This is a genomic window from uncultured Tateyamaria sp. (genome assembly GCF_947504105.1).
Classification (GTDB): Bacteria; Pseudomonadota; Alphaproteobacteria; order Rhodobacterales; family Rhodobacteraceae; genus Tateyamaria.
The window spans coordinates 1-24,544 of the sequence record NZ_CANNGP010000031.1 but is presented as its reverse complement, the minus strand read 5'-3'; the positions used below and the strand labels follow the sequence as shown (position 1 = coordinate 24,544).

Below are 24,544 nucleotides of genomic sequence, written 5' to 3'. Positions count from 1 at the left end.
GCATCCCAACAGTGCACTATGTACATAGTGCACTGTGCGAATATGGTTGTGCGCCCATATGATGCTGTGATACTATGTGCATATGTGGTTAAGAGCGTGTGACCATGTGTGACTATTAAAGTGTGCGCGTAGTGTAATGTGCGCTTAATCACATATGTTAAGACGAGCTTATGTGCATATGCGCTTGTGCGCTTGTGCGCTTGTGCGCTTGTGCGCTTGTGCGCTTGTCGGAGGTGTTTAATAATCCCATAAGGACACATGCACACATGGCCTTGAAGAAGCCGTTCTGAAATTGCAGGTGATGAAATGAATGATGCAAAGGTAATAGCGATCTACACCACCAAGGGTGGCGTAGGCAAAACAACAACCGCAATACATCTCGCAGACGCCCTGACCACACGCGGTTCGAAGGTGTCTCTCATCGACGCCGATGAGCGCGCGATGCTCACAGAGGCTGTGATGGGATCGCCAGAAAACATGCCGTTCCCAGTGCACTTCCTTGAGAACCCATCGGGTGGAGATGACCCGCAGGCTGCACAGCGCCTTGTGGGTGAAATGATCGACAAAATTGACGAAGCCAGCGACGGCTTTGATTACGTCATCATCGACTGTGGGGGGTACAACTCTCAAGCTTCATTTGCGGCGGCGGCTATCGCGGATTTGACGATCATTCCCGCGAACGCTGGGCGGTTTGACCTGGTTCAAACGGAGGAAGTCTACGCAAAGATTCAGACCATCGCCAAACAGATGGAGCGCAAACCAAAGATCAAGGTTTTGGTGACGCGGGTGAACTTGGCAACCAACGTGTACTCCGGGTTTATGAGCGCTCTCAAAGCGAAGGGGATCGAGGCGTTCAAGAACAGCATCCCCACTTACGCAGCGATCTCGGAAGCATCATTCATGGGGTCGTCCATCTTCAAGCACAGACCGAATTCACAGGCAGCTGGCTTCATGCAGAGGTTCGTTGACGAAGCGATAGCAACCATCACAGCGGAGGACAAATAATGGCTGAAAAGACGAGCAAAACGGACAAGAACAAGCTTACAGCCGCGATCATGGGTGTTGGTCAAGATCGCGCGTCAGGCGTCAAGGGTGGGGATGCTGTTAACGTCCCGGAGGCCAAGACGGCGACGGATGGTCAGGTTGCGAGTGGAGGCGACAGCTCGGCACATGAGCAAGCGAAACCGCAGGGAGAAGGGCAGGGGGGTGCCCCTGAAAAACTCACAGCGCGCATCAACCTCCTGTGCACACCCACAGAGAAAAAGCATCTCAAGCGGCTGGCGCTAGACTTGAGCGATGGCAACGTCTCGAAGCTCATCTACTGGGCGCTCGTGGACAAAGGATACATTGACAAGCGAGATGCAGAAAACTGATCCCCAGGCCTCCAAGGATCACAACAGCAGATCAGAGGAAGCCATCAAAATGATGGCTTCACTTTGCCCAAATCACCGAAGTCAATCACGCTTGGGCTGGGGCGATTATCAGGATGTTTGACCGGGTAAAGCCGCCTCACATTTGAAATGCTTGTCTGGCTCGGCCGCACCTTCAAACCACCTTTGCCGTACTTCCTCCGGCCGTAGTGTTCAACGGCTGTGTCCTCTACAGAGTGCCCCATTGCGGCTGCGACCATACCGGTCCCGACACCCCATTCGTGCTTGGCATCCGCGCTGAACTGATGGCGAAAATCATACAGGCGAAGACGAAGAAACCACCGGCTTTCGCCAAGGCTTTTGATGGCCTCGCCCAGCGCCGCTTTGAACGCCACAGAGAGGTTGGGACGCACCGTCTTATAGCCCTTCTCGCTGATCAATTTCATGGTCCGTTCGATGGCCGCACGTTCGTCCTCTGTGATCGAATCCAGCAGCTCAAGTTCACGGTGTTCACCGTTGCCTCTGACGTCAGAATGCTTCGCATTTTTCACGCGCAAGATGCGCCCCTCAAGCACCGCATTGGCCCACTCACTCGGACGAAGACCGGTCAAAGCTGTAGCAACAAGAAGGTCGGCGGCACGGTGAGATGTCTTCGATTTGCTCTCTCTGAGGTTCCGCAAAGTGCGCTCAAAAATCTTGTGCGGGACTCTGCGAACAAGCTTCAATTTGCGTCCGCGTGCCGGGTTCTCAACCTCGTCAAACATCTGTCGGAGGCGGTCGGCATCGTCGTTTCTACCGGCCTCTTCCAAGCTGAAACAGACTGACCTTTTGTAGATCCTCACGGTGTTCGTGCACAGCTCAGTGGACTTCACCATGAGATACTCGAAGTAGCCTTCCACAGCATCTGACCCATGCAAAGATACCACCTCACCGGCGATCCTCTCAGCATTTTTCATGTAAGCTATTTTGGTATTCTCATGCATTTTGAAACCATACGCTAACGGGGGGGTAGTGGTCGCATAAGTATACTATAGGCCTCGATAAATTACCAATGAAAACGGGTGGATGGCATAAAATATCGTATTGTATTTAGATTGATTGCGGCATATCGTGCGGCGGAAACATCCGTGTCTCTCAGGAGTATCTGCCATGCGAATTGTCGTCCTCACCCTTGTTCTCGGAACGCTCACAGCCTGCATGAATCCGCAGACGCAGATCCGGCCAGATGAGACAACAGAGCAGTTCGTGAACCGTGTCATCAACAGCTCGGGCGGGCACGTTGGGTTCTGATGTTGGTTGTGATCGACACGGGGCTGGCGACAACGAAAGTCGCCACCATGGACGGCAACGTCGTCAAGGCTGATGCGTTCGCTTCTGCGGTGGTGCGAGGTCTGATTGGTCGTCAGGCAGGGGGCGTCTACTGCTTGGGTCAGACCACAAAGAACTTCCAAATCTATTCGGTGCTCGCGTGCGAGTATGGGGTGTTTCCGATCCGTGCGGATGGCTTCCGTGATCCCTCAAATACCTTCCGCCGAGTGTTGGTTGAACATGCGATGAACTCGCTATCTGTGACCGGGGAAACGAGCCTCATTTTGACCCAGCCCGCGCCGCTTCTCTTCTCCGGTGGCGAAGATCAGGCCGCGACTTTGGGGGATGTTGAGCGTTCCCTATTGCGCATGGAAATCGGTTCGATTGATCCGTCGTCAGGTCTGCCCAGCGCATCGAAATGGAAGTTGCGCGAAGTGGCTGCGAGCGTGGAGACGGCATGGGCAATTTACGATCTCGCAATCTATAGCCCAGCGTCGGCGCGGGAAGATCTGGAGCGGTTCACGAAGGACCATGTGTCTGTCGACGCGATTGTCGCCATCGTGGATATCGGAGCGACTGGGACGCGCATTCACTACGTGGAGTGGACGGGTGAATTGCTGCCAACACTGGTGATGAGCCAATATCACGAGTCTGGATGTGGCACCGAAGAACTGGCCGCTCAGATCGACCGCCGGTTTGTGGAGACGCATGGATATCGAGATGTGATCGACGTCCCAGAGTTGTGCCAGGACCCCACAATCTTTGTCGCGGGTGCCAGGACTGATGTGAGCGATCTCGTTGATGATGCTGTTAGTGCAACCGTCGATCATTTGAATGGTGAGTGTCTGGATCGATTGAAGGCAGAGGTCGCTTCTGGTGATGTTGGCCACGTCCTTTTTGTTGGAGGGGGTGCTCACACCCTGGGCAAGGCGGCGGCTCAAGATTTACCAGGTCATGTCGTCTTGAAGGTTGATCAGCCGGAGCAAGCTGGTGTCCGTGGACTGCTCAAGGTGCGGGCGTCCAATGACAGGGGAGGGCGCTCGTGATGGATGGTGCTCTCAACATTGATCAATCGTGCGATGGCTTGACCGGCGAGCCGCAGCACATTGTCAGCGTCTCTGGCGGCAAGGATTCCGCGTCCTGCTATCTGCTGGCTATCATGCGCGGCAGACCGTTCCGGGCAGTGACTGCGGATACCGGCCACGAAAACGAAATCACATATGAGTGGATCAGTAAGCTATCGGCGCGGACGGGTGGACCAGAAGTCGAAATAGTCAAAGCTGACTTCACTGCGCGGATCGCGCACAAACGCCAACTGGTGCAGACGAAGTGGGTTTCTGATGGGATGCCCGACGAAATAATTCAGGCCGCACTCGATATTTTGCACCCGACGGGGATCCCGTTTTTGGACCTGTGTATCTGGAAGGGGCGCTTTCCTTCGATCAAGGGGCAATTTTGCACGGAGCACCTGAAGGCCGAACCGATCTTCGAACAGGTCTTCGTCCCGGCCATGGCATCCCAAGGCAATGTCATTTCGTGGCAGGGGGAGAGGCGGCAGGGGGAGAGGCGGGGAGAAAGTCAAAACCGCTCCCAGCTGCCGCGCCATCAGCGCGTGAGATATGCTGACATCGGATCGCTCCACATCTGGCGACCCATCCTGCATTGGTCGGCTGAGAATACCTTTGCCTTGCATGACCACTTCGGATTGGAGCCAAACCCGCTCTACCGCATGGGTATGGGTCGTGTCGGGTGCTTCCCATGCATCAATGCTCGGAAGGGAGAGCTGTCAGCGATCTTCGCCCGCTTCCCCGAGGTCTTGGAAAAGATACGGCACTTTGAGCTGCTGGTGTCAAAGGCCAGCAAGCGAGGGCAGGCGACGTTCTTTGCAGCATCGACCACACCTCAAGGCAAGCGTCTTGCGGAGGACCATAAACGCGGCCTGCGGCTCGATGAGGCTTTGCCCGGTATCGATGACATTGAAGCGTGGTCAAGGACGACCCGTGGAGGGCGGCAGTTTGACGGGTTCAAACTGATGGACGGCAATCAGCTGTGCAGCAGCCAATACGGCCTTTGTGAGTAAGAGGTGGGGAGCGTCGGAACATGAAACAGCCAGCACCATTCAACGGATACGCATAATGGCCAAGCGAGGACGTAAAACAGAGCTTCGTCAGCTGCGGACGTATCTCAACTCGGAAAGCGAAACCGAAGCGCAGATCAGCGAGTTCATAGAGAAGTCGGTCAGGATGCGCGCCAGCCATACCATGCGTCTCATGCTGGCAATCGCGTGGGAGCAAATGCAGGGCTTCGACCGGGCCGAGTTCGAAAGGCACTTTCAGGGTTGCCACAATTTTTCTGCTTTCGACCGAATGCGGTCGAAACAACAGGCGAGCGACGGGTCGGACTCGCTGACGATCAATCCACCCACTCCGAAAATCAAGTAGAGGCCGATACGATGCATAGCCGCATTCTCTCCATCGCCTGCACAGCCGCCTGCGTGTTCGGGTTAGGTGCAGTAGCACAAGCTCAACAGTTGCCAGCGCCAGGGACGCCATTGGTTGCGCCAACGCCTGATTGTTCTGATCCCGAGGAAGCGCAAAAGAATGCATGCCGGGGGCGCAAGGATGAATCGTCCTCGTTCGTTCTTCAAACCGTCAACGCCCCGTCTGCCAATGTGCGATACGAAGACATTGTAAATCCGAACAGCGATTTCTACCGGCGTACCCAGAGCTTTGTGCCATCCGATCCAAAGCTGCGGGTGATCTATGACGCAGCTCGTGGTGTTGGCATCCGAGCTGGCTATGCGGACGAGGCGACCCGGATCAATGAGATTGTCCAGCGGCGCTACGTTCCCAATTTGACCCGCCGTTTCGATTTTAACCGGCTGATGATCCAGACCTATGTGATCCCGCCGGTCATCAGCCGGATCAACAATGTGCAAGAGGCGTCGGGGCGGCTGCTCTATTTCTCGAACAGCTCCTTCGAAATCGTGAAGGATGCGCGCCTGTCGATGGAGCCGCCGCGCTGGCAGTCCTATCTGGTCCTGCCGGTGCAGCCGATTGCAGCGCCGCAGGGCCTTTCTGTTGAGACGGCCGAGGAAAAGTCTGCTTGGCGAGAAGGTGCGTCCGTTGGCTGGTATGCAGGTATCTCCGAGGCGCGGCGTGGGTTCGTGACAGGGTGGAACATTCTGAACAGGGACTACGGCGGTATGATCCGATACCATGAGCTGTCCCGTCAGGGCGTTGTTTCGTTGCCCGACCTCAAGACCGAGGTGAGCCGCTGGCGCGTTACCGAGGGAGGTACGCGGGCGCATCGTGGCGAGCGCACACTAACTCTCCGCGTCGCGCCCCGGTTTCGGAGGCCCTAACCATGTGGAACGGTAAGTCGATAGACTATGATGGGCCGCATCTATCTGACCCGGATGCTGTCATCCCGTTGCTGGCGTATCTGTCCAGGATGAAGGTCGATGACATCTTCTTCTCAACCGATCTGCCGGTGCTGACGTTGCACAAGGGCGAGATGCTGTCTGTCACGCGCTACACCCTCAACGGTAGCCAGGTTGAGAGAGTGCTCAAGAAAATCACCCGGTCAGACAACGTGACCGCCAAGGTTGGCAGTGGCACTGACCACGACAGTGCTGTCAATGTCGGTGATCCTCACGAGGTCGATGATGTTGGGGAGCCATTGCAGCATCGTTTTCGGCTCAATATCACCGGGGGTTTCGCTGGCAGTGGCGGCGACAGCTATGATGCGACGCTGCGTCGGATCAACTCTGTCCCGTTGACGCTGGATCAAGTCGGCTTCCCAAAGGAGCTGCGGAAACGCTTCGCGGTCACGCAAGGGTCGTTCCTGATCGCTGGACCAACAGGCTCGGGAAAATCCACCACATTTGCGGCTTGCCAGCGCGAAATTCTTGAAGGCGACACCCCCATCAAAGGGAAGATCGTCACATATGAAGCGCCCGTGGAATATCTGTTTCACTCTATCAAAAGTGCGCATTCATATGTTCATCAAGCAGAGATCGGGAGGCATCTCCCCTCGTTCGCTGCTGGGGTCCGTAACTCGTTGCGACGTCACCCGTCATTGATTGTCATCGGGGAGATCAGAGACACAGAGACGATTGAGGCCGCTCACGAGGTGGCCGCAGCTGGCCACCCTTTGTTTGCGACGACACATGCGAACAGTTGTCTCGAAATCATCCAGCGCCTCGTTCTGAACTTTCCGGTCGCGCAGCATGATCGAATGTTTGCAGCGCAGGTGAATGCATCAAGGCTCTTTATGTCGCAAGTCCGCATCCGTGGTTCCGATGGCGAGATGGTTGTTCTACGGGACTACTTGTATCTGACCAATGCGGACAAGCAGAGGCTCCTGGAGGCGGGCTACTCTCAGCACATTCCAGTGTTGCGGGAGCTGATGGAGAATCCAGAGAATGCCTGTCCGATGCGCCGATCTATCGATGAGGCGTATCATGCTGGTCATTTGGATGACCAGCTGCGCCGCACTCTTTATCGCACATATGGAGAGGACGAAGATGGCTTATGAGCTTTCCAGACGATCAGCTGTCTTCGGGATCGTTAGCGCCCTAGGCTCCTTTGCGCTCCCGAAACCAACAGAAGCGTCACCGTGGGAAGAAGTCGGATACGACCGTCTTTGGGTGCGGAATGCCAATGGTGATGAGCTGGCAGTACAGCATTGGGTCGGTGAACGATATGAGGTCCAAGCCGTCCGCCTCTTGTCTTGGCTATGGCGAGATTGGCGGGATGCCGATGCGGCCGTCTATATTGATCCCATGTTGTTCACCTTCTTGGCGAACATCCAAACCAATCTATCCGTCAATGCTGGGACGCCCTGTCTGATCAACCTCAACTCTGGCCACAGAACTGCGCGGCGCAACGCGACGTTGGAAGGCGCTGCGAAACATTCCTACCATATCTCGGGTAGAGCGGGGGACTTCACGTTGCGCAGTTTCCTGCCTGACGATGTGTATCGCATGGCGTCGAACCTAAATGTCTCAGGGTTGGGGCGATATCGCACTTTCACTCACGTTGATACCGGCGCGACGGGGCGTCGGTGGGCTGGGAAAGGACTGACATTGTGAGCAACGGCGAAGAATTTGATCGCGACAGCGTGATTGTCTCAGATAAGTGGCGGTTCGCGAATGTGCCAACAACCGTTGGTGGACTGAACTCATCGATCTTGCTGGGCTTGCCACCGTTAATTCCGGCAGCATGGATGGGCACAGTCAAGCTTACTTTATTTGTCTGGATCGCGTACATTGCATTTGTTTACTATCTAAACACAAAATGGAAAATTACCCCGTATGAGTGGGTGCTGATGATGAATACGCGGTTCCTGAAGGGCAACAGATGGCGAGTGCGTTAGAGGTGTTTGATGCAACAGTGTTTGAAGCCGTCTTTGATACAATGAGTGTCAAAGATGGTGATGCTGCTTGCGACATCGTTTCAGTTGGTCTTGCAGAGTTGGTCGATGGTTTAGATCCAGCGGATGCGCTTCAATTTATATCCCCGAATGCACCGCGTATTGTTCCTGAAAACGCAGAGAACGACGATGGAAGCGCGATGATCGTCAATGATTTTTGGTACCGGCGTGAAACCTTCGCCCCAATCTTCTTTGCCATAGCTCGGGCATACTATGAGCGCGTACATCCTGCTTCGTATCCTCCGCCCCCAAAGGCCGACATCCGTGAGAACGATACAGCTATGTTCGGATGTGAGTTGGCAGATATCTGGTTTCCAGAAGGACATTCAGATCAGCGTGAAGCAGCTCTGGTTCTTTGGGCAGGCGCAGTAGCCGCTGCCGTCAAATTTTGCTTTCAGAGGAGTGTTGCTATGCCGCTAGGATATGCGCTGTTGTTTGCTAATGTGCGCGATGGGGTGTTGCAGGACACAGTTCTGTCGTAAGTTCAACAGCTGAAAAAGGGAGCGGGTTATGTCATCATCGGTAAAGGCTTTGTTTGATCAAGCCATACACCCAGAGTCGCCCTATCTGAAGCTCCTTCAAGAGCGCGGCTTGGTGCGACAAGAGCTATCATCAGACGATTTGCGCTCAGAGAGCGTTCGCGATGATGCTGTTGAGCAAGCCTTGATATTGTTTGCAGCTGACACGGAACGCGCCGAGCGCCAAGAAATCTTGGATCAGCTACAGCACGCCCAGCGCGAAGCAGGCGTCGAGATTCCACAAGTACAGGGGTTTGAGCGGACAGCGAGCCGCGAAGCGGCATTCCGTCAACTGGAAGTAAAAGCCGAGGAAATCTGGACGAAGGCAATGGAAGATACCCGATCCCGTTCGTCGGACGTATCAGCCACTGTCTCCGATGCATCTGTTGCGATCTCAGAGAAGAACTATGACGTCGCTTCCGACCTCCTGAGTGCCGCCGAGCGGGAGCAGTCGGAGATCGAGGATAGCTTCAAGAAAGTATATATGGAGGCGCGTCGTGGTTTGCGGCGCGAATATAATGCTGAGTTTGCGAGCAGAGTTTGGGACAATGATGCCCAGCAACACTTCGACACCCAGGTCAATCGATCAGTCTTCGTCCCGCCAAACGAAATGCGCCAATCTGCCCAGCAGATCGCAGAAGTGAAACAGCACCTTGTGACTGAAAAATCGTACTCGACCGAGCTTGAAAAACGTGTCGGCGCTCGTCCAGAGCGGTCTCCCAGTCAGGGAATGAAGCGTTAACGCTTAAACCAAAATCAATCTAAAAACCGATTGTAAACTTTCGATTGGCCGGGTAAGCTTCACCTGGTCAGACGGGAGTTTTTTTGATGTCCAATACCTCAATCGTTCCGCTCGTTGGTTGCGCTTTCGTGCTTGTCAGCATCGCCAGCGCTGGCGGCTTCTACGCTGGGAGCATGTCCCAAAAAATCGCTTATCTGGAACGTGAACGCGACCTTGGGCAACGGCAGCTGTACAGCCAGACTGCGCCATCAGAGCTTGGTTACATTGCCCCACCAAACATAGCTTCTGAGCAGTTTCCACCGCTTGTCAGCAGCGGAAACACCGGTGGGATCAGTGGTGATTTGGGGCTTACCGCGAAGGGTGTACCCCCTCAGCTCGTCCCAGTTTTGAGCAACCCTGAATCCGCTGAAGCGTTGACTAAGCTTGTCGCCCAGGCGACCGCGTTTGAGGTTGGAGGCGAGGCTGAGAGTGATCAGCCAATTTTCGCTTTTTTTGATCCTGCGTGCCCGCACTGCAAAAAAGCTATGGCGGAGATGAACGGCAAGGTCAGGATCAACTGGATCCCCGTTTCTACGCTTGAAAGTCCTCAAGCTGGGTCGGTGCGGATCAATGGAATGCGGACGCTTGAAGGGCAGGCCGCGATACAGGCTGCGGCGGAGGGTGTGGTTCCCCCTGCTCCTGGAAGCACCGAGACGCTTGGTCAGCTCGAAGACAATTTGAGGATTCTGGCAGCGCTCTATGAAGGGTCGGAGCGCTCTATCGCGGTCCCGTCGTTCATCATTCCAAAAGCCGATGGCACAGCGACCTTCTGGCGGGGATATAACGAGGGTGATGTCATTAAAATCACAGAGGCTTACGGCTCGTGATTTTCTTTGGCCAACGCAAGAACGACACATTGGATTTCGCGCTGCCTGCACTTGCGCAGCCGGAGCTGCCGGTGCCGCCTTCCAAGCGGATTATGGAAGTCGCATCACTGCGGTCGTGGGCGTATGGCCTGTTTGTTGCAAACGCACTGTCCCTCCTGTTCATGGGGGGCTTCTATGCGCTTTTGCTCTGGCGGATAGATGAGGTTGCCTATGTGGCAGATGGCTCCTCCTATGGCTGCTCACCGGCAACGAGCGAGATCTCTCCCGTAGAGCCACAGCGTGAAATCCCCCCCCGAAGACCAGTCTTCGAGCCGCTTGCTCCCATAGAAGGATGATGCACGCCATGGATGCACATTCACAGATCCAAGTCCGTGATGATCACCTCCGCGCACAAAAGCGTTTCACATTCATCACTCTCATCGGGTTGGGGGTGGCGCTTGTCTTATCGATGCTTGGCAATCTAGCGCTCATCATTGGGTTCAACTCATACCCGAAGACGACATTTCTTTGGACACAGGACGCGCAAGCCGTTTGCGAGGCTATACCACTCACAGAACCAAACATCTCGCCAGCGCTGTTGTCGGATTTTGCTGCTCGTGCGGCCATCAGCGCTCACACGTATGACTACATCAATTGGCGACAACACCTCAATCACGCCGTCCAGACTTACTTCACAGAGCTAGGTGGCGAGCAGTTCATGGATGCGTTCGCGCGGTCCAACATCCTGCGCCAGGTGCAGCGCAATTTCTATGTCGTGTCGTCCGTGAGCGATGGGCCACCAGTGATCCAGACAACTGGAATTGATCACGGCCGTTACTTCTGGAAAATCGAAGTCCCGCTGACGATCACCTATCGATACGGGAACGACTATCGCGCTGAGCGCCGCATCATCGAGCTGACCATTCTGAGGGTGGATCCGACACCTGCGAACCCGAATGGCGTTGCTGTTGATGGCTTCATTTCAGTCCAAAATACCAACAGGAGTTAGGCAGATGCTGAAAAAATGCCTTTCTGCGTTTGCAGCCACCATGATTTTGGGCGGCACTGCTGCCACTGCGCAGGATTTGAACCTCTCACAGGAACAATTGGAAACCTTTCTCACTGAGAACCAAGGGTTGCCACCTGAAGAGTTCGCTGAACGTCTGAAAGTGCTGAATGACCGGACGTTGGATGCCCAGCGCGACCAGTCGCGCATTGGATACTCCGACGCCCAAGAGCCGCAGCTCAACATTCGGCAGGTACGTGTCAGATCCAATGTCACGCCTACGGGACCGCAGGGGCTTCAGCTGGGCAGGGGATTCATCACCGCCGTCAACTTCGTTGATGAAGATTTTCGACCGCTTACGGTAACTTCGGTCGTTCACGATCCGACTCTCTTTTCCGTTAATGGCCAAGGCTGTGCTGATCGAGCTGGTCAGCCCAGCTCGGCTACCGGAGAGATCAACGGAAACACGCTGAATATTTATCCCTGCCAGTTTTGGGCCAATGGAACGATCAATGTCAGGGTGAGCGGGGCTGCGCAGCCGATCATATTCTCTGTGTCAGCGGGCACCAACGAACCGAAACCACAAATCGACGCGATGCTGACTGTCGAAGTTTCTGATGGCGTGACCAACACCTTTCCAGAGTTTGCGTCCCGTCGCTTGACCATCAACCCAGTAGATCGGTCAACGAGTGGCGTCACGCCGATCTACCCCGGTCTTGATGTGATCACCGATGTGGCTTTCATCGACAGCTCTGGAAACCCGTGGCCAATCGAAGAGGTGGTCTACCAGTCGTCTATGGTCAGCATTGGCGGTTCCGCGTGCGCTAGAGAAGAGCAGAACGGTGGTGCGACCGGGACCGGGACTGGCAACATGCTCTACCTGTCTCTGTGCCGTGACCGGACCTCCAACATGTCAGTGAAGCTCCAGGGTGCTCCTGCTGCGCTGGGACTGTTGCTCGTGTCTCCGGGAACTGATGACAGCGCTCTGAAACGAGATGTCACCCTTACGGTCACAGTGCCTGGCCGCAGCCCAACAGCAGCGGCGAATGCCACAGCAGCCAGCTCGGCCTTGGCAAACAACAATGTGGATCGCGAGGGCTTTCAGCCAGATCGCTTCCTAGCCGACTTCGTGAATGGGACACCGCCACGCGGAGCGCGGTATGTCCAGATGCTCGGTGCCCCAAACATCGAAGGGTATGTCTACAACGGCCAACTCTATGTGCGGGGCCGATACCGCCCTGTGAATCCCACGGCTGATGCTTCGGCATCCAGCAGCTCCGGTGGGATCAATGTCTGGCGCTACAACAAACCTGTAAACAGCCTGATCGTGGCAGACGCCCAGAACGGTCAGGAGTTCTCCCTAACAGCTGATTTCTGACCCGAGGTTCATCATGGCAAGCATGAAGTCTATCGCAATCGTATCTGGTGGTGTCGTGGCCGTTGTCGGCGTGATTGTCGCGATGAACGTGGTGGCCGGGGACCAGGATACGGCAACGTTTGATGGTGGAGTGAGCGCCCAGGCTTTGCCCCGGCAGTTGCCGGAATCAAATGCGGACCCATTCCAGGTTATCTCTGACACCGAAGAGGCGGCGCGGAGAGCAACGAGTAACCGAAATGTTGCCGAGGAGGAGATCGCTCGAAGCGAAGGCGCTTTGCAGAGCTACACAGCGCCGCCTGTCATTCAGCTCCAAGGCACGTCTGGTGACCGGAGCGATCCAATGGCTGATGCCTTCGTCACCGACAGCCGCAAACCAGCGGCAGAACCTCTTGCGAAGATCGAGCCAGTGCGTCCTCCAAACGTTGCTTACAAGGTGCCTGTACAAGAGGTTGAGGCGTCCACGAACGCTACACCGCCGGTCACGGGGTCCCCCGATCAATGGGTGGATGATTTGTTGCGGCGCTCCATGATGCAAGGGCGCCAGAGCCAAGGTATTTCGATCAACACGTATAGCGGCAGCGGCGCTGGGAACCGTGTGCCAATGAATATCCTTGAGTTCGAGGAAGGTTCTGCGGGCGGAAACACTGGATTGCCGACATCGCGTCTTCCTGACGTTGTGCAGCCTTTAAGCCAAGACACGACAAGGGCGGCACCTGTTGTCGCGTTGCCAGAAGACCCGCAAGGCAATGCTGATGCAGCCGCGACTGACGCGACTGAGGTTCTGCGCACCATCGATCCAAACAACCCGTCATCATATGTTGATGGTGCGTTGGATATCGATCTTGGGTTTGATCATTTTGCAGCGGTCACCCGAGAGCATGACCAAGCCTATGATTGGCGCAAACCCTACCAAGTCGCTCAAACCGCCCTAGACGGAAATTCCAGCCTCTATGATACGTCTCGGAACGCCCAGGGGTTTGGGTCCCAAACGCTCTTGGTGCCGGGAGATCAACGTTATGCGACGCTGGTGTATGGCTTCAACAGTGACGACGCAGCTCAGTTGCCAGTGTTTGCGCAGCTGCATGATTACGGGGCCGACAGTTCCGCCTTTTTGAATGGAGCGCGGGTGCGGGGCACACTGCGTCTCGCGGCAGAAAGCGCCGTTATGGAGTTTGACACGCTCATTCTCCAAGACGGTCGCACGGTGCCGATCAGTGCGATGGGGATCAGCGCGGACCAGCTGCGCGTTGGCGTGTTCGATAAAGTCGACCGCCATGTCTTCGAGCGCTACTCCTCCTTGTTCGTGTCAGGTCTCATCAAGGGGATCGGTGATGTCGGGAACCGCGTAGTCGACAATCGTTTTGGTGGCAACGGCGACAGAAACGTCATCATCATTGGTGACGGAACCACAAACGATAATTCGCGTGACAGGTTCACGGATGACGATTGGGCGGTCATCGGTATGGGCGCTCTCAGCCCCATTGGGGACGCCATGGCCTCCAACGCAGCTCGCGGGTTCAACAGACCACCGACAGTCAGCGCTCCGCCCCAGCACGGCTTCTCCATCGTGTTTTTGGATGGCCTGACGTTTTCACAGGTTCAGTAGGAGGCGTCGAGTATGGATGGCGATAAGAATCTGGGCACCCTTTTCCAGTCGTGGACCGTCTGGACGGGCTGGGGCATTAGCGTCCTCATTCTGGGGGCTGGTGTTCTCGGGCTAGTCCTCTCGCTGGCGTCATTTGTGAACATGTTTCGACATGTGCAGGAGCAGGATGGAAGCCCAAAAGGGATGGCGATCCCGGTCGGGCACATCCTGGCCGTGATTATCGCGGGCATGATTTCTGTGTCTGGTGTCTGGTACGGGGTCATGTCGCTCCTTTGGTCCCCGGCTGGGACAGCGCCATGACGCGCCGGTACTACTTCACCGGGCCTGTCAACGCTGTTGATTTGGGTCTGCGATCACCAGAGGAACAGGCAGCGGCCAAGGCTGCAATGCGCAGAATGCACCTCTACTGGCGCAGCATTGATCGCGGAGACCAGGACGACAAGAACCTGTCTAGCGAAGTCATTCGACGGATCGAAACAGAGTTGGAGCGTCGCGCGGACGTTGGGCGCACGGCGCTGATCCGCGTGCTCCAGTGCTCGCTGGCAGAGTTGGAGCAGATCCATCCCGCCACCTTCGACACACTGCCAGACATTTTGCTCATGGATGAGATGGGAGAGAGCTGATGGCGTTTTCCGACGACTATTGCGACCTTCACGGTTTTGAACACGGAAAGCCGTATTTCACCGCTCACGATCACGGGAACTGTTCGATCATCCGTGTCCATGGATGCGACAGTTTGGCGACCGAGAACGAATTTGAAGAGCGCATGGCTGTTGCCGCGCAAGCGATCGGGGCGCTCCTGCGCGAACCATATCACTCGCTCACAATTACCTTCGAGCGCTCCCAGAACAATTCCGACTACATCGAGAGTATTCGACGTGACCGCCAAAGAGACGCGCAAGCGAAAGGTCTCAATGCAGATGTCCTGATTGATGAAACGATTGGTGTTCTGAAAGAACGGGTGATCTACGAAGAAATCCTGATCGCCTGTTGGACAGGTATCGGCGCTGGATATGCGGAAGAAACCAGCAAGGAGTTCGCAGAAAACAAAGCCAGCTGGGGACGCATCAACGCCAGCATGGCAATGGACCCCTTGGTTGCCGTTCGCAACCTGGAAGGCCCGCACATGAGCTTTGTGCATGGAGTGGTTTCCGCTTTGGAAGCAGGAAAGCTGAAGTGTGAAATACTGGGTGAGACGAAAGAAGGTTTGCGCCAAGACCTCGCGGCCGTCAGACGTGCAGCGCTGTTCCATGAGACCTCCGATGACTGGACGCCTCAAACCACATTCGAGCGCAGCTTTTTCGAGCTGAGAGACTACGAAACCAAAGATCTGTCGGGCTTTTTTGCGCCACCCCTGTCACAGCAGATTATGACGAGTTCCGGTGATGGCGCACCCGACATGAGGTCAGTGGGATTTGGTGGACGTACTTACTCTGTTGTCCACGCTAAGGTTTTTCCACGCCAAATGCCGCTGTTCCATCAGCTATGCAAAAAGCTTGAGCGATATGATGGACGCGGGGAGCAGGATGTTCCGTGGCGGTATGCGCTTCATCTTTCAGGTGGGGTGAAGATCTCCGCCATCGCGAGCTTCTTCAATACCATGATTGCGTTCTTGTCTCCCATGAACCAGCAAAAACGCTTTGCTACCATGGAAGTGAACGCCCTGGCGCAGGCGGATAAGGAAACCTTTGTGGGCGCTCAAATGATGGCGGTCACATGGATCGAGCCGCATGAAGAGCGTGAGCTGCTTTCCCAGCGCCGTGCACGCCTTGTGCGTGCCCTAGAGAGCTGGAACAGCCCAACGATAGTTGAGGTCTCCGTCGATCCAATGCGCGCGCTTACGGAGACCTGCGCGGGGATGACCCGGCGTGCAAAGATCGCCCGCCATTCTGTTGCTCCGATCACAGAGCTATCCTTATCGCTACCGTTTCATCGCACGGCACCGTTTTACAAGAACGGACAGTCTGTGATGATTTCACCGGAAGGGAAACCGGTCCCTTTGCAGGCACACTCGTCTGACCAGAACTTCTGGCTCACTCTTGTTTCTGCGCCTCCTGGTTCAGGTAAATCGGTGTTTATGAACCGGACCAATGCCGAGTTCGCCGTGTTTTCACCAGGAGGACAGCTCCCCTTTATCGGGGTTGTCGATATTGGCCCGTCATCCGCTGGCTTTATTGAGCTGGTGAAATCAATGGCACCCGACCACATGCGTCATCAGATGCTGTTGGTGAAATTGAAGAATGACCGGCAACAATCAACAAACATCAACCCTTTTGAGCTGGGCTTGGGAAATCGGAAACCGACAGACCCTGAAAGGAAGTTTGTCGAGGCATTCCTTACGGAAGTTCTGGGTGATGAAGAGGGTCGCACAAATCCTGATTTTGTCGCTTCAATTGTTCGGCAACTCTACGCACAGATGTCAGATTTGGAGATCTCAAGCCAACCAAAACGTTGGCAGGCTGAGATGTGTCCAGAGATTGATGCTCTGTGTGCCAAGCTGGACATCCCGCTCCGCGAAACCACTCGGTGGTGGCAGATTGTTGATTTGCTGGCAAAGCGGAAGCTGTTCCGAGAAGCGATGGTCGCCCAGCGCTATGCGTCGCCGCTTTTAGAAGATGTTGCACGGATCATTACCCAAACCGAGTTTCGCCAGGACTATGGTGATGCCTTCTGTAAAGACGCAAACCTCCGCCTCCTCGGAGCTATTGAGCAGTTCCCAATCTTTTCGCGCCCAACTTCGTTGGACATTGGCGATGCTCGTATCTGTTCCATCGACCTAAACGATGTTGTGGTTGGTGGTTCTGCGAAAGACCGGGGGGCGTCGCGGAACAACACGCTGATGTACATGATTGCGGCCGACCTTTTCCTGCGCCAAATCAGTGGGACCGAAGAAGACATCCCAGCAATGTCATTCCCCGATGGCGAACTCCGCGATCTGTATCAAACATACTGGCGGAAGCGATTTCTGGACATAGCGGAGACACCCAAGCGCTTCGCAATGGACGAGTTTCATAAAACGGGTTCCACGCCCTCCATCGTCAACACAGTCGATATTATGGCGCGCGAGGGCCGGAAATGGGGTTTGGAAATTGTTCTCGCGTCTCAAAAGATTGATGACTTCGAAGCTTTTAAGGAGCTTGCGTCAACAATTGTCCTCCTGGATGCAACCGACAATGGGACCAGGCGAAAACTACAACAGCAGTTCGGTTTCTCAGAGGCAGTAGTCGAACAAATGCAAGAGCTTCACGGACCACGCCCAAATATGGGTGCGGCATTCGTGATTGGTGCGAAGCTGAAGACCAATTACCACTGGCTTCGCATCTATAACCATCTAGCGCCCACCTTGTTGTGGGCGCTAGATACGACCCCCGCCAACCGTTTGCTCCGAAAGGCTCTGGTCAGCCGATTGGGCTTGGAGCGCGCGCTGAAATTGCTCGTGGCGCGTTTTCCTAGAGGGACGGCGGTGGATTACATCGAGCAATGTAAAATCGACAGGGCGTTCGGAGACGAAGATATCGGCGTTTATGCCGATATTGCGTCTTCGCTGATCCAAGATTTTGTCGAAACCATCCCCGCTTAACCATGACACTTAGGGAATCCAAATCCATGAATGCAATCACCAAAATCCAAGACGCATCGTTGCTCATGTCCGTTGCGGTTATGAGCACTGTTGTAATGGCCAAACAGGCTCTGGCCCAAACTGCCGATCCATTGAACCCACTCCAACAAATCGAAGATGCTCGAACGGCGGCGCAAAACACCACGTTGGACGTGGATTCTGCAAAGTCTGGGGCGGAAAAGATCTCCGATGTCGCGATCTACTGGGCCGCGCCCATCGGTCTCCTTATCGCGCTTTTCGGTTTCTATCTTCTGCACAAGGCGAACCAGGATGAAAGTGGTCGCACGAGCACAGGTGGCGCACTGGGCACGATCCTCATCGGCGGCTGTACGGCAGTATTCTCTGTGCTGACGTTCGTTGCTGTTGAATACCTCATCGGGACAAAAGCCTGATCCCATGTGGCTGTGGCGAACAATGTAGTATGCTAAGTTCGCCACAGACCAATCAAAGAAGGGTGACAAACTGCATGAGCAGAGAAGAACAATACACATACGGCGAAAATGTGCTCGACCTCATCAGACATAACTACGGTGAAACGAAGACGGCGCGGGCTGAGTTTGCAGCGCTTTTTGACCGGAAACCGGCATCTGTTTGGCCATGGGTTGGAGGAGATCGGCAAGGCATCCCCGCTGCGCAGCGCCAAAGGTTTGAAGTGCTGCTTAAGAACCGTGACATCAAGCTCCCGCCAAACACGCAGGTCGATATGTATGTGCGTCCAGCTCCGCGACGTGATGTGACTGATAAAGCGCCGAAGAGAAACGTCGACTTGCTCACGCTGATCTGGAATGTCGTGCGTCACGATGCGTTGGGACCGACCGCGCTCGAAGCTCTGATGGCAGATACGAACTTCATTGAGCGACAACGGACGCCAGCTCTCTTGTTCCGGTGGGCTTATCACGAAGGCGGTGTCCCAAAATCATATCAAGAGGCGTTTTCGAATGCCTTGGTCAGATCCGGGATCGCGGGGGTACTGTTGGAGTATGACGATGATCCCCACGGCTTGTTTGACATTCGCGTCAGCAGTTTCTTTGCGGAGTGAGGGCAGATGGCATTAAAGAGTCAACGGCAACAAGAGCTTCATGCGCTGTGGATCCTCTTAGCTCTTGGAGCTTTCCTTGTAGCTGTTCTCTTTACAACTTTCTGGTTCGCAAAACCTGATGTCCTCATGGACGCCTACAAGACGGTGCGTTTGATCCAGTTTGGCTCTTTCTGGGACGAACTATTTCCTCAAGCGCGTCAGCTTATTGCAGAGACTGAGAATGGGGTTTTCAGCCTTTCGACGCTCGCAAAGAGTTCTGTGCCTTCAGCCGTATTGTCAGGGATCGGGATCCTGACCGTAGGTCTTTTCGCATATGAGCGGGTGAGTAAAGAGCATTTGGATGCCTTCATCACGCACAAGACACCTCCATCAATGATGGAAATACTGGACAAGTTTGCGATTTTCAAACCAGCTGTCCGATTTGTTTTGAACTATAAAGACCACAAATTGTCGTCGGCAAAGGGAGATGGGAGACTGCCCCATCACCCTCTCAGCTTTCTTCAGGAACATGAATTTCTGAAACGGATCGGACCACCGGCCGAGTGGAACAGCCCAGACTCGAACCCTGATTTCCCAGAGCCGCTACCCTTTGCGTTTTTGGAAGTCGATAAGGCAGGTATCCAAGCTTATTTCAGTGATAGCTTTGGGCCGCGGAACCCGTTCCTCGGTCTCAAGAACATGAATGATCTTGCCGCCGTGCGTTCAGCTGTAGACGCTCTGCCATTTCACCTCGTTCTCGTCATGGCACCGGCGTTGGCGCGCGTTCATTATTCGATCTTCTTTGAAGAGAAGGATTACGTGCGAGCTGTGCTCGACCTGCACAAGTTTCCTGACGAAGTGTGGACAGAGCTGAACGCGATGAAGGCAGCTGAAGGAGGCCGTCTGCGCCTGGGCTTCGATGATCAACGTCACAGGGTCTCAGAAAACAGCCTGTGGCTTGAAGCGAACAAAAAAGCATCCAAAGACCTCATCACACTGTCTGAATACCTGAAGGAGACCATCACGGTTGATGGGCAAGAGGTTGTGCGCGGGGATGCGATGAAGACCGTCCTGAAGGCTCGTGAGCTGATGTGGGATGTGTTGACAATGCATCGCCTGGAAGACCGGAAACGCTGGCCTGTCGGGCAGGATGAAAATGCCAAGTTTATCTGGAAGGAAACGCCACCAGAAACAGCCGCTGAGAAAGCTTACCTTGAGAAGGTCACAGAGCGGCTAATCCGGGCGTCTGAGGAGTGCGATGCGCTCATGCGGGCGAATGCATACTGCTTTGGCGTGTTGGGCACGTTGGTCGAGAGAACGCGGAAAATGGGGGTGTATGTGCCCAATGTCTGGCGGTGGATGCGGTTTGTTGAGCTGGCACATTGGCGCTTCTTCCTCGATCTGGGCAAACCACTCAGCACAGTCGATTCAATGGGGATGTGGGAGCACTACAACGCGGAAACCGCGATAGGTGAACCAATACACTCACCGTTCTTGCGTCGCACAGCGAATGACCTGGCGCGGCAGGCGGCTCGGTTCGTCACCAAAGAGTTCACCTCTGGTTACAACCGCACCATCGTCATGGACGATACAGGGGCCAGTTTCGACCTGGAGGCGCTTTATCGTGAGGTGGATGCGCAGGAAAAAGCGGGTAAGCGCGAGGTTCAAGACGCTCTCGATGTCGGCACCGCTTTGAGTGATTTTGACCCAGCAGCTGCCATGCGGGAGGCGGCTGGGAAGCCAATACAGATTAAGACATCAACCCGGCGCATCGTCACCTGAAGATGCCCCTAGCCATGGAGAGACAATATGGCAAATGACCAAGATAACTATCTGTCCGATGGCACCGATGCGCGCCATCCGCGTAGTCGTCAGGAGATCGAGGCGCAAGCGGAGGACCAATTCGCAACCGATGTCGTTAAGAAACGGGCTGAGTTTGAGGCGCTGGTACGGCGTCATCGAGCAATGATGGATGAACAAGTCCAGAATACGAAAAGCATGTTTGGGAGAACGCCACCAGAAGTGAGCGTCAACGCTTTAGCTCTCGCGGTAGAAGAAGCTCACCATCTGGACGAGCTGCATGTGTTGGAAGGAAAGCCCAGATCGACCGGGGGCGACATCCGTGATTTCAATGCACAGATCCGCAACCGGGACGTGGAATACTACAGCGAGGGTAGCAAACAGCCGGCCTTTTTGGACGACGGAAAGAATATCTATGTGCCGAGCTTCGAGGATGAGGCGGCTCTGTTGGCCTCCCTCCAGCTTGCGCAGCAGCGCTGGGGCGTTGTGAAGGTCAACGGCAACGATGACTTCAAGGCTCGCGTCGTGGAGATGGCGGTGACGCATGATTTGAAGCTGGCAAACGTAGATCTGGCAGAGGTCGTTCAAATGCGGCGTGAAGCTGGAAGCGTGCTATCGCAGCCCAGCGTGGAAGAGCGCGCCGCAGCTGAAGACTTTCATGCAAGTGTTGAGGAAAAGGGCCCAGCCACGCCCAGCGCTGCGCCACAGCCAGTTCAAGAGACCGTCGCGGCCGAACCGGCGCAACCAGCAAGGGACGTAGCGGCAACGGCCGAAACTCCAAGTGAAGACGATGATTGGATAGAGCGCCTGCAAGCAGAGCGGCGTCTGAGAAAGGAAGCGAAAATGGACGAGCAGGATATGACGCCAGAAACTGATATCGACACAACACCAGCTGTGGATGCCCCTTCGATTGATTTTGAGGAGGAACCCGAAGTCGAGATAGATCTGGGTTTTGATGATGGCGATGATTGGGACCCGATGGCTACCGCTGATCCTGTCCCGCCGTCCACGCAAAAGCAGGCTGTCGGAGCAAGGCCATGACCATGGCCACAGACACGGAGATCTTCGACAAGCTGGGCTTCAGCTGGGATCGTGACGTGTTGCCTGCGGGATCGGCTACGACAACAGAGCGGTCGCTGTATCGGTATAAACAGATGATGGCGCAGTTTGTCTTCGATGCGAGTTCGCTGGAGGGAAATCCGTTCACGTTCCCCGAGGTGAAGACGTTGCTCGATGGTGTCACGGTTGGTGGTCGGAAGGTATCGGACCAACAACAGGTTCTCAACTTGGCAGCGGCTGCGACAGAGCTGTTTGATATGGTCAAGAAGGGCACATTCAAGCTGGATAAAGCCACCTCAGACCGTCTGCACGCGCTTGTGGCGCGTGAGGAGGCGTTTGAGTGGGGTCACTTCCGTGGCGAGGGTGAGGAGGCGCAGATAACGCCTCGTGTGGCCCTGGGCGAGTTGGATAGCCACTATCCCCCTGAGACAGAGCCAGGAGGACAAAACCTGGTCGATCTGTTCAACAATGGTGTTGCCGTGCTCAATGCCGATGTTCCGCATCCACAGGAACGCGCAATGGCGCACTTCCTCTTTGGTGCGCTTCAGCAGTTCTATTTCGACGGCAACAAGCGGACAGCCAGGTTTATGATGAATGGCGTGCTCATGTCCGAGGGCATGGATGCGATTTCCGTACCTGCAACCCGCGCCCAGGAGTTCAACGAGAAGATGGTGCGTTTCTACGTGGACAAGGATGCAACTGAGATGATGGCATTTCTGCTGGATTGCCGTCCCTCAAATGCCCCTAGGCCCCGCCCAACGGTGGGGGCTGGGGGCACTTAGCTTCCATGAAAGAGGACGTGAGAATGAAGACGACTGTTAACGCGGTTCAACTGTTGGTGGGGCAGACGGTGAAATATCTGCCGCTCGCATACGTGATCAATATGATCGTGGTGCATCTGAGCGTGGGGTACAGCCATGCTTTGGAAGCAAGCGTAGGCCCAGACGTGCTTGAGCGTGCGACGAACCCAGAGTTGGCTATGCTTGAAGGTGATTTCATCATTTGGTCCAATGCGCGCTTCAGCTATTGGTCCGATATGTTGGCGGCATCTTTGTCGCCAGCGGCCCTATATTCCATTGCGGTCTATTCTCTGGCCTTGGGTTTGGTCAGCCTGTTGCCGCGCATTATTCTCTCTGGTCGTGCGGCTCGCACTGCATAGAATGATGACGCATCAAAACCCAAATAGAACCATCGAAGCGCTACAGGCCGCAGGTGGTACACCGAAACATCAATATCTCCCCCGAGAAGATTCAATGTTCTTTGATACAGGCATCTGCGGTCTCACTGGGGAGACAAATGAAGTATGTGATCCACTCCTGCTCGATGTGTATATCGACCTTGGAATTGATCCTTCTTTGGTTCCTAACACTCACTTTTTCGATAGAACCGTTCCACAACTCCCTCGCTTGAGGTTCAGGATGGACCGAAAAGGATCATCCTATCCAACCGGGGTGATTGAAACGGTTACCATGGAAGAGGCACTAGCGGCGGCGAAAGAATACAACGAATGGCTTCACAACAACGCTGCAATCCGAGCCACTGAGACAGCTAAAAACGCCAACATGTGAAGACCAAACACAAGACGGAGTGCGTTGGACTCTGGTGTGTTCGCGCTCTCCAAAAATCTGTATTTCGGCAACGCTTGCCAAGCGATAGGGACGGTGTGCGCTGGTTGAAAGAGCCACCAACGAACCCACCGGCAGACTGCACACCCGACGAAGCCACTGCTTGGCCACTGCTGAACCGGGATGAAAAACTTGCGATGATTTGGGACCACCTTGAGAAAGGTGCCCAGCTATTTGGGGATGTCCTGAACGTACCACACATACCACTGGTTGCGGTCGAAAATCCAATAATGCACCGCTACGCCAAAGAACGGATCAGAGGGTACTTTCCACCGTCACAATCGTTGCACCCGTGGCACCATGCAACGGATGAAGACGGCCCCGACAACGAGCGCAAGCGCACATGCCTATGGCTGCGTGGTTTGGAAAAGCTGACACCAACTGGCACTCTCGACGGCACGACAGCCCGTGATAGCGTACACAAAGCAAAACCCGGCAAGGATCGCTGGAAAGTACGCTCCAAATTCTTCCCCGGCATAGCGAATGCCATGGCGGATCAATGGGGTGGCGAAGCGCTGGCCCTGATGGCCGCATAACGACTGTGAAAGGCAACAGAATGAAACCCGAACTGATCACCCACAAACGCTTTATCCCAGCCTTTGGGCTGGCTGAACACGAAGACCAGATGCCGGTATGCTTGTATACCATCCTATCGGTGAACAAGTCGGTCGGAGACTGCGCCGCATACGAGGGTATTGGCCCAACGATGAACGGTTGGGAAGAAACCGACATCGAACAGATGACCGAAACCATCAAAGCGGGTGGTTCCAAAATATCGGAAGAAGCGGCTCGCAAACTGTTTGACGAAATTGAAGATCTGGCTCTGCGCTACCGGGGTTAACACCCGGTATTCCCACAACGTAAGAACAAAGATAGGGTATCCGTAATTCATGGTTGATCAGAATCCCGGCAAAGAGGATACAGCAGCCGATGATCATAATGTCGTGCATGGCATTCCCTCCTTAGATGGCAACTGACACCAGCTCCGCGTTGCATAAGGCGCTAAGCTGCGGGGCGCAGCACAAGAGCTTTCACGGCATCGTCCTTGGAACTTGTTTCAGTCCACGCATCTTGCGTCATAAAGAAGGTATTGCCGATCTGAACGCCGTGATCGTCAGTGACAGTATCATTTGTCCCGTCTGTCTGACGTCAGCGCCTATGGGTCCAAATAGCGGTATTTGCTAAGAGAGGGTTTGTTGCTCATCGTGGCCACC

30 protein-coding genes are annotated in these 24,544 nt (G+C 54.9%); 29 read left to right on the top strand and 1 reads right to left on the bottom strand.

Annotated elements, in window-relative coordinates; translation table 11 throughout:
• Positions 1-306: 306 nt before the first annotated feature.
• Complete coding sequence (locus Q1A75_RS16955) at positions 307-1,005, top strand: ParA family protein (protein ID WP_299592535.1); 699 nt, start codon at positions 307-309, stop codon at positions 1,003-1,005.
• Entirely contained in the window at positions 1,005-1,373 is a 369-nt protein-coding gene (locus Q1A75_RS16950) for a hypothetical protein (RefSeq protein WP_299592537.1), read from the top strand. The genes Q1A75_RS16955 and Q1A75_RS16950 overlap by 1 nt, the downstream gene beginning before the upstream one ends.
• A 44-nt stretch (positions 1,374-1,417) precedes the next feature.
• On the opposite strand, the gene Q1A75_RS16945 is transcribed toward Q1A75_RS16950, so the two are convergent.
• Complete coding sequence (locus tag Q1A75_RS16945; protein WP_299592539.1) at positions 1,418-2,353, bottom strand: hypothetical protein; 936 nt, start codon at positions 2,351-2,353, stop codon at positions 1,418-1,420.
• 166 nt (positions 2,354-2,519) lie between these two features.
• Here Q1A75_RS16945 and Q1A75_RS16940 point away from each other — a divergent pair, with 166 nt between their 5' ends.
• The 27 genes from Q1A75_RS16940 to Q1A75_RS16810 all read left to right on the top strand — a co-directional run bounded on the left by Q1A75_RS16940 (position 2,520) and on the right by Q1A75_RS16810 (position 24,171).
• Positions 2,520-2,660 (top strand): hypothetical protein, encoded by a 141-nt coding sequence (locus Q1A75_RS16940; protein WP_299592541.1) that lies wholly within the window; start codon positions 2,520-2,522, stop codon positions 2,658-2,660.
• Complete coding sequence (locus tag Q1A75_RS16935) at positions 2,660-3,724, top strand: hypothetical protein (RefSeq protein ID WP_299592543.1); 1,065 nt, start codon at positions 2,660-2,662, stop codon at positions 3,722-3,724. Before Q1A75_RS16940 ends, Q1A75_RS16935 begins: the two co-directional genes overlap by 1 nt.
• On the top strand, positions 3,724-4,758 hold the full coding sequence (locus Q1A75_RS16930) for a phosphoadenosine phosphosulfate reductase family protein (RefSeq protein ID WP_299592545.1): 1,035 nt from the start codon (positions 3,724-3,726) through the stop codon (positions 4,756-4,758). The genes Q1A75_RS16935 and Q1A75_RS16930 overlap by 1 nt, the downstream gene beginning before the upstream one ends.
• A 55-nt stretch (positions 4,759-4,813) precedes the next feature.
• Positions 4,814-5,119 carry a hypothetical protein gene (locus Q1A75_RS16925; RefSeq protein WP_299592547.1) on the top strand — a complete coding sequence of 102 codons (306 nt, stop codon included), beginning with the start codon at positions 4,814-4,816 and terminating at the stop codon, positions 5,117-5,119.
• An 11-nt stretch (positions 5,120-5,130) separates the two neighbouring features.
• Positions 5,131-6,042, top strand: coding sequence for a type IV secretory system conjugative DNA transfer family protein (locus tag Q1A75_RS16920; RefSeq protein ID WP_299592550.1), 912 nt, complete (start codon positions 5,131-5,133; stop codon positions 6,040-6,042).
• 2 nt (positions 6,043-6,044) lie between these two features.
• Positions 6,045-7,217 carry an ATPase, T2SS/T4P/T4SS family gene (locus tag Q1A75_RS16915; RefSeq protein WP_299592551.1) on the top strand — a complete coding sequence of 391 codons (1,173 nt, stop codon included), beginning with the start codon at positions 6,045-6,047 and terminating at the stop codon, positions 7,215-7,217.
• Positions 7,207-7,773 (top strand): DUF882 domain-containing protein, encoded by a 567-nt coding sequence (locus Q1A75_RS16910; protein WP_299592553.1) that lies wholly within the window; start codon positions 7,207-7,209, stop codon positions 7,771-7,773. The genes Q1A75_RS16915 and Q1A75_RS16910 overlap by 11 nt, the downstream gene beginning before the upstream one ends.
• Positions 7,770-8,057, top strand: a complete 288-nt coding sequence (locus tag Q1A75_RS16905) for a hypothetical protein (protein ID WP_299592555.1) — start codon at positions 7,770-7,772, stop codon at positions 8,055-8,057. The genes Q1A75_RS16910 and Q1A75_RS16905 overlap by 4 nt, the downstream gene beginning before the upstream one ends.
• Entirely contained in the window at positions 8,000-8,596 is a 597-nt protein-coding gene (locus Q1A75_RS16900; protein WP_299640561.1) for a hypothetical protein, read from the top strand. Before Q1A75_RS16905 ends, Q1A75_RS16900 begins: the two co-directional genes overlap by 58 nt.
• A gap of 28 nt (positions 8,597-8,624) precedes the next feature.
• The gene (locus Q1A75_RS16895) at positions 8,625-9,374 is read left to right on the top strand and encodes a hypothetical protein (RefSeq protein ID WP_299592560.1); all 750 of its coding nucleotides are present in this window, start codon (positions 8,625-8,627) and stop codon (positions 9,372-9,374) included.
• Between the two features lie 86 nt (positions 9,375-9,460).
• On the top strand, positions 9,461-10,240 hold the full coding sequence (locus tag Q1A75_RS16890) for a hypothetical protein (protein ID WP_299592562.1): 780 nt from the start codon (positions 9,461-9,463) through the stop codon (positions 10,238-10,240).
• Positions 10,237-10,575 carry a hypothetical protein gene (locus tag Q1A75_RS16885; protein WP_299640558.1) on the top strand — a complete coding sequence of 113 codons (339 nt, stop codon included), beginning with the start codon at positions 10,237-10,239 and terminating at the stop codon, positions 10,573-10,575. The genes Q1A75_RS16890 and Q1A75_RS16885 overlap by 4 nt, the downstream gene beginning before the upstream one ends.
• Before the next feature lie 8 nt (positions 10,576-10,583).
• Positions 10,584-11,228 carry a DotI/IcmL family type IV secretion protein gene (locus Q1A75_RS16880; RefSeq protein WP_299592564.1) on the top strand — a complete coding sequence of 215 codons (645 nt, stop codon included), beginning with the start codon at positions 10,584-10,586 and terminating at the stop codon, positions 11,226-11,228.
• Positions 11,229-11,232: 4 nt separating this feature from the next.
• Positions 11,233-12,603, top strand: a complete 1,371-nt coding sequence (locus Q1A75_RS16875; protein ID WP_299592566.1) for a DotH/IcmK family type IV secretion protein — start codon at positions 11,233-11,235, stop codon at positions 12,601-12,603.
• Between the two features lie 13 nt (positions 12,604-12,616).
• A complete protein-coding gene (locus Q1A75_RS16870) occupies positions 12,617-14,209 on the top strand; it encodes a TrbI/VirB10 family protein (protein WP_299592568.1) in 1,593 nt (530 codons plus the stop codon).
• 12 nt (positions 14,210-14,221) lie between these two features.
• The gene (locus Q1A75_RS16865; protein WP_299592571.1) at positions 14,222-14,509 is read left to right on the top strand and encodes a hypothetical protein; all 288 of its coding nucleotides are present in this window, start codon (positions 14,222-14,224) and stop codon (positions 14,507-14,509) included.
• Positions 14,506-14,832 (top strand): hypothetical protein, encoded by a 327-nt coding sequence (locus tag Q1A75_RS16860; RefSeq protein ID WP_299592573.1) that lies wholly within the window; start codon positions 14,506-14,508, stop codon positions 14,830-14,832. The genes Q1A75_RS16865 and Q1A75_RS16860 overlap by 4 nt, the downstream gene beginning before the upstream one ends.
• The gene (locus Q1A75_RS16855; RefSeq protein ID WP_299592576.1) at positions 14,832-17,789 is read left to right on the top strand and encodes a hypothetical protein; all 2,958 of its coding nucleotides are present in this window, start codon (positions 14,832-14,834) and stop codon (positions 17,787-17,789) included. The genes Q1A75_RS16860 and Q1A75_RS16855 overlap by 1 nt, the downstream gene beginning before the upstream one ends.
• A 95-nt stretch (positions 17,790-17,884) precedes the next feature.
• Positions 17,885-18,220: a hypothetical protein gene (locus Q1A75_RS16850; RefSeq protein WP_299640552.1), complete on the top strand. Its 336-nt coding sequence runs from the start codon at positions 17,885-17,887 to the stop codon at positions 18,218-18,220.
• Between the two features lie 74 nt (positions 18,221-18,294).
• Positions 18,295-18,867, top strand: a complete 573-nt coding sequence (locus tag Q1A75_RS16845; protein WP_299592580.1) for a hypothetical protein — start codon at positions 18,295-18,297, stop codon at positions 18,865-18,867.
• A 6-nt stretch (positions 18,868-18,873) separates the two neighbouring features.
• A complete protein-coding gene (locus Q1A75_RS16840; protein WP_299592582.1) occupies positions 18,874-20,628 on the top strand; it encodes a hypothetical protein in 1,755 nt (584 codons plus the stop codon).
• A 27-nt stretch (positions 20,629-20,655) separates the two neighbouring features.
• The gene (locus Q1A75_RS16835; protein WP_299592584.1) at positions 20,656-21,687 is read left to right on the top strand and encodes an LPD7 domain-containing protein; all 1,032 of its coding nucleotides are present in this window, start codon (positions 20,656-20,658) and stop codon (positions 21,685-21,687) included.
• Positions 21,684-22,487: a Fic family protein gene (locus Q1A75_RS16830; protein WP_299592586.1), complete on the top strand. Its 804-nt coding sequence runs from the start codon at positions 21,684-21,686 to the stop codon at positions 22,485-22,487. Before Q1A75_RS16835 ends, Q1A75_RS16830 begins: the two co-directional genes overlap by 4 nt.
• A gap of 23 nt (positions 22,488-22,510) precedes the next feature.
• On the top strand, positions 22,511-22,864 hold the full coding sequence (locus Q1A75_RS16825) for a hypothetical protein (RefSeq protein WP_299592588.1): 354 nt from the start codon (positions 22,511-22,513) through the stop codon (positions 22,862-22,864).
• Positions 22,865-22,868: 4 nt separating this feature from the next.
• Positions 22,869-23,273, top strand: coding sequence for a hypothetical protein (locus tag Q1A75_RS16820; protein ID WP_299640546.1), 405 nt, complete (start codon positions 22,869-22,871; stop codon positions 23,271-23,273).
• A 95-nt stretch (positions 23,274-23,368) separates the two neighbouring features.
• A complete protein-coding gene (locus tag Q1A75_RS16815) occupies positions 23,369-23,866 on the top strand; it encodes a hypothetical protein (RefSeq protein ID WP_299640543.1) in 498 nt (165 codons plus the stop codon).
• Between the two features lie 20 nt (positions 23,867-23,886).
• On the top strand, positions 23,887-24,171 hold the full coding sequence (locus Q1A75_RS16810) for a hypothetical protein (protein ID WP_299592594.1): 285 nt from the start codon (positions 23,887-23,889) through the stop codon (positions 24,169-24,171).
• Positions 24,172-24,544 lie beyond the last annotated feature (373 nt).